At 76.5% G+C, this 4,673-nt stretch carries 4 protein-coding genes; 2 read left to right on the top strand and 2 right to left on the bottom strand.

Going from position 1 to position 4,673, the window contains the following annotated elements; genetic code table 11:
• The first annotated feature begins 5 nt into the window (after nt 1-5).
• Both ABZV94_RS40330 and ABZV94_RS40325 read left to right on the top strand, forming a co-directional pair.
• Nucleotides 6-917 carry a serine hydrolase gene (locus tag ABZV94_RS40330; protein WP_356349871.1) on the top strand — a complete coding sequence of 304 codons (912 nt, stop codon included), beginning with the start codon at nt 6-8 and terminating at the stop codon, nt 915-917.
• Nucleotides 918-1,024: 107 nt separating this feature from the next.
• Nucleotides 1,025-2,197, top strand: a complete 1,173-nt coding sequence (locus tag ABZV94_RS40325; protein WP_356349867.1) for a lipase — start codon at nt 1,025-1,027, stop codon at nt 2,195-2,197.
• Between the two features lie 4 nt (nt 2,198-2,201).
• On the opposite strand, the gene mycP is transcribed toward ABZV94_RS40325, so the two are convergent.
• Complete coding sequence (mycP, locus tag ABZV94_RS40320) at nt 2,202-3,362, bottom strand: type VII secretion-associated serine protease mycosin (RefSeq protein WP_356349865.1); 1,161 nt, start codon at nt 3,360-3,362, stop codon at nt 2,202-2,204.
• Nucleotides 3,359-4,429 carry a hypothetical protein gene (locus ABZV94_RS40315; protein WP_356349869.1) on the bottom strand — a complete coding sequence of 357 codons (1,071 nt, stop codon included), beginning with the start codon at nt 4,427-4,429 and terminating at the stop codon, nt 3,359-3,361. Before ABZV94_RS40315 ends, mycP begins: the two co-directional genes overlap by 4 nt.
• Between the last annotated feature and the right edge of the window lie 244 nt (nt 4,430-4,673).

Raw genomic sequence — 4,673 nt, 5'->3', positions numbered from 1 at the left:
AGGGAGTGCCGTCCGTGCCCGGTGAGAATCTGTCCCGCGACGAGGCCCGGGAGCGGGCAGGCGCCACGGCCGGCGGCACGGTGTACGTGAGGGGCCGGGCACGCTCCGGGGCCGTGGCCGTATCGTCGGCGGCGGCGCCCCCGGTCACCGCCTCGGCCGGGGCGGGGAAGGAGGCGTCCGTGACCGAGCCCGCGGCGGTGGACCGGGACGCGGCGCTGAGCGCCGCGATGGCGAGGGTGGAGGTGCCGTCGGGCGCGCGGGTGTCGGCGGCGGTGCTGGAGCCGGAGTCCGGGCAGAGCGCCGTGTACGGCGACGCGGACTTCGACACGGCGAGCATCGTCAAGGTCGACATCCTGGCCGCGCTGCTGCTCCAGGCGCAGGACGCGGGCCGGCGGCTCACGGCGCGGGAGCGGGCGTACGCCACGAAGATGATCGAGAACAGTGACAACGCGTCCGCGACCGCGCTGTGGCGCACGATCGGAGGGGCGGCCGGGCTGGACGCGGCGAACGAGCGTTTCGGGCTGACCCGGACCACCGGCGGGGACGGCGGGCTGTGGGGGCTGACCCGGACCACCGCGGCGGACCAACTCGTCCTCCTCCGGCAGGTCTTCGGTACGGACTCGAAACTCAGCGCGGCCTCGCGGACGTATCTCCAGGGGCTGATGAGGTCCGTCGAGCCCGACCAGCGGTGGGGGGTGTCGGCCGCCGCCGAGGGGAACTCCTGGGCGCTGAAGAACGGATGGCTGCCGCGCAGCACCACGGGGTTGTGGGACGTCAACAGCATCGGCCGGGTGACGGTGGACGGGACCGACTACCTGGTGGCGGTGCTGTCGGACGGCACGGCGAGCCAGGCGCGGGGCGTCTCCCTGGTGGAGGCGGCGGCGCGGGCAGCGGTGTCGGCGTTCGGCCCCAGCTGATCCGGTGGGCGGCAAGTGCCTTAGGCTGCAGGGGACTTGACGACGAACCAGGCCGGAGCACGGGGCCCTCTCTGCCGATGCCCCGGTCCGGCCGCGGAAGGAGCGCGGTGCCTCTCCTACGCCCCACTCGCCGTTCCCTCGTAGCCGGTGGCCTCGGAGCAGTCGTCGCCGCCGCCGTTCCCCTGCCGACGGCCGCGCACGCCGCGGCGGCGACCGAGCTGCGGCTGGCCGGGCCGACCGGGCCCGCCCCGGTGGGCGCGGTGGAGCTGCACCTGGTCGACGGGACGCGGACCGATCCGTGGTCGGGAGGGCCGCGTGAGCTGATGGCGACCGTCACTTATCCGGCCGTGGACGTCCGGGACCGCCCGCTGCTGCCGTGGCTGCCGCCGGGTGCCGAACGGGCGCTGAAGGCAGGGTACGGCGGTGCTCTGGACTCCTACGTGCTCCCGCGGACGCACACCGCGGACCGCGCTCCGGCCCGGCCGGGCCGCCGGCCGGTGCTCCTGTATTCCCCGGGCGCGGCCGAGGACCGCACGTTCAACACCCTGGTGGTCGAGGAGCTGGTGTCGTGGGGGTACGCCGTGGTCACGGTCGACCACCCCTACGACTCGGGCGAGGTGGAGTTCCCCGACGGCCGTGTGGTGCTCTCCCACGGCGCCGGGGATGCGGACGCCATCGCCGCCGCGGTCGCGGTGCGCGCCGCCGACCTGCGGTTCGTGCTCGACTCCCTGGCCCTCCTGGTCCGGGGCGGCAATCCGGACGCCGGGCGGCGCCGGCTCCCGCGCGGGCTGCGCGGCGCCCTGGACCTCACCCGCGTGGGCGCCTTCGGTCACTCCCGGGGCGGTGCCGCGGCGGCGGCCGTCATGGACCTCGACCCGCGGGTGCGGGCCGGTGCCGACCTGGACGGCACGGTGTCCGGGCCGGTGGTCGGGCGCGGCCTGGACCGGCCGTTCCTGCTGATGGACACGGCGGTGCACGACGGGCTGAACAAGGACGCGTCCTGGCGCGAGTTGTGGCGGAACCTGCGCGGCTGGCGCCGCTGTCTGCGGCTCGCGGACGCCGGGCACCACTCCTTCACCGACCTCGTGGCCCTCGCCCCGCAGCTCCCGCCCGGGCTGCCGTTGCAGGTCGGCACGATCTCCGCCGACCGGGCGGTGGCGGCCGTGCGGGCCACGGTGCGGGCCTTCTTCGACCTCCGGTTGCGAGGCCGCCCCGACACCGGGCACCTGCTGGACGGCGCCGCACCGCGCTACCCGGAGATCGGGTACGTCGCCGGATAGCGGCTCAGGCGGGGTGTCTGCGGCCCCGCCACAGGATCACGCCGGCCACCAGCAGGACCCCGCCCGCGCCGCCCGCGAGCGGGGCCGCCCAGTCGGAGGGGCCGCTCGCGGCCCTGGGGGTGTCCGGGCCGGCGCCGAAGTACTTCTCGCGGTAGGACGCGGCCTTCAGGTCCCGGGGCTGGATGCGCGTGGCCGCCCTCAGGGCCGCCGCCGGGTCGATCATGCCGAAGCCCCGGGAGTCGTCCCGGCCGCCGACCGGGGCGTCCCGCGCGGTGTCCTCCAGGAGCTTCTTGATCTGGGCCGGGGAAAGGCCGGGGTGGGCGGCCTTGATCAGGGCCGCCGCGCCGGAGACGAAGGCCGAGGCGGCACTCGTGCCCCAGCCCGCGTAGTACTTGTGGTCGGGGTCGGCGATGACGACGTCGACGCCGGGCGCGCTGACGGCCGCGTACCAGCGCCGGGTGGAGAAGGCGGCGCGGGTGCCGTACTTGTCCACGGCGGTGGCGGCGATGACGCCCGGGTAGGCGGCCGGGTAGGAGACGTGGTCGCCCTTGTCGCCGCCGTTGCCCGCGGAGGCGACGACGACCACCCCCTTCTTCAGGGCGTACTGCACCGCCTCGTCCTCGCCGGGCTCGGGATGGGCCGAGTTCGAGTCGTCGCCGAGGGAGAGGTTGATGACGTCGGCGCCGTGGTCGGCGGCCCAGCGGATGCCGTCGGCGAGGGCGTTGCCGCGGGTGGTACGGGCCTTGGCGCGGGCGGGGTCGCCGTCCTCCAGGATCACCCGGACGGGCAGGATCCTCGCCTCGGGGGCGACGCCCATGACGCCGTCCGTGCCGCCGGGTCCGTGGCCGTGCCCGGCGATGATGCCGGCCATGGCGGTGCCGTGCCGGGCCCAGGTGCGGTCGCCCGGGCCCGCGCCGAAGCCGATCATGTCCTTGTCGGGCAGGACGTTTCCCGCGAGGTCCGGGTGGTCGGCCTCGACGCCGGTGTCCAGCACGGCGACGGTGACGCCCCGGCCCTTGGTGGTCCGCCAGGCCTCGTCCAGGTGGAGGGCGCCGAGGCCCCACTGCTGGGCGCGGATGCCGTCGGCGTGTGCGGCGGCGGACGGCAGCAGGGCGAGCGGGACGGCGAGCAGCAGGCTCACCGCCGCCTTGGCGGGGTGCTTCATGAAGGCTTCTCCGTGGCCGTGCCGACGGTCTTGCGCAGACGCCGTTCGATCCGGTCGGCCAGGCCCTGGGCCTCGTTGCCGAGGCCGGCCTGGGCCGGTGCCGTGGTGGCGCCGGAGCGGACGGCGTCCGCGGCGGGCTGGGGCGTGTCGACGGTACGGCCGTCGGCCCAGCCGGAGACGGCGTAGGCGACGACGGGGGCGTCGGTGAGGACGGACACGGTCCACGAGGCCCGCTGCCGTTCGCCGAACCCGGCGGCGGCCGTGCCGGCCGCGGCGTACGGCCGGGGCATCAGGTCGGCGCGGCTGTCCAGGTGTTCGTCACGGAAGCGGGCGGCGAGCGCGGACATCGCGGCGGGGTCGGCCTTGGTGAAGAGCAGGCCGACGGTGGTGACGTAGGTCTGGGTGGCGTCGGTGTAGGTGGCGCGCAGCAGCCGCTGGCAGCCGACGGGGGCGAGGACCTTGTGCAGCAGCGGGTCGAAGGCGTGCGCGCAGCCGCTGTCCCGGGCCACGGCGATCCGGGTCCAGGTGCGGTCGGCGCCGCCGGGGCCGGCGCCCGTGCCCTGGACGGTGGGCGGGAACAGTTCGTCCACGGGCACGCTGTGCCAGAGGGTCCGGGCGGTGCCGAAGGCGTTCCCTGCGCCGTCCGGCCCGCCGTCCCCGGTGAGCCAACTCCCGGTCGCGGCACCGCCGATGAGTCCGAACCCGAGCACGAGGCAGGCCGCGGCGGCGACGGTGCGCGCCCCGACCCGGGGACGCGTCCGCCCCCCGAACCCCTCGGGTTCCCCGAACGACACGAACGGCCGCCCGCCGGTCCCGGCCGCCCAGGAGTGAGCGGGGTCGGGCGCCGGGCGCACGGGATGGGCGGGAGCCATGGGACTCCAGGCCCCGGGCGTGGCCCGGTCGTTCGTCCGCCCGGCCTGCCGGTCGTCCGTCAGTCCGGCCCGGGGTACGGCACCGGGGCCGGAGCCCTCGGCCGGCCGGGACGCGGACCCGCCACCGGTCCGGGGGTTCCCGGCCTGCGCCGGCGCGGACCCGCCCCTTGCCCTCGTCTCTCCAGGCGCGGACATCCCGCCGGCCCCGGCAGTGCCTGCCTGGCCGGACGCCTGCGTGCCCCCCGTACCGGGGGCCTGTGCCCGCCCGGCCACCTGCGCGCCGCCGCTGCCGCGGTTCCCCGGCGCTTCCTCGGAACCGGCCGAGGACACCTCACCGGCGCCGGTGGCGCGGACGCGTCGGGCGATGAGCTGGGCGTACTGCGCGCCGAAGTCGACGACCAGGACGGGGTCGGGGGTGGCGGCAGACTGGGTCGCTGAT

The organism is Streptomyces sp. NPDC004658, from assembly GCF_040609555.1.
Taxonomy (GTDB): domain Bacteria; phylum Actinomycetota; class Actinomycetes; order Streptomycetales; family Streptomycetaceae; genus Streptomyces.
This window is presented reverse-complemented; position numbering and strand designations above follow the sequence as displayed.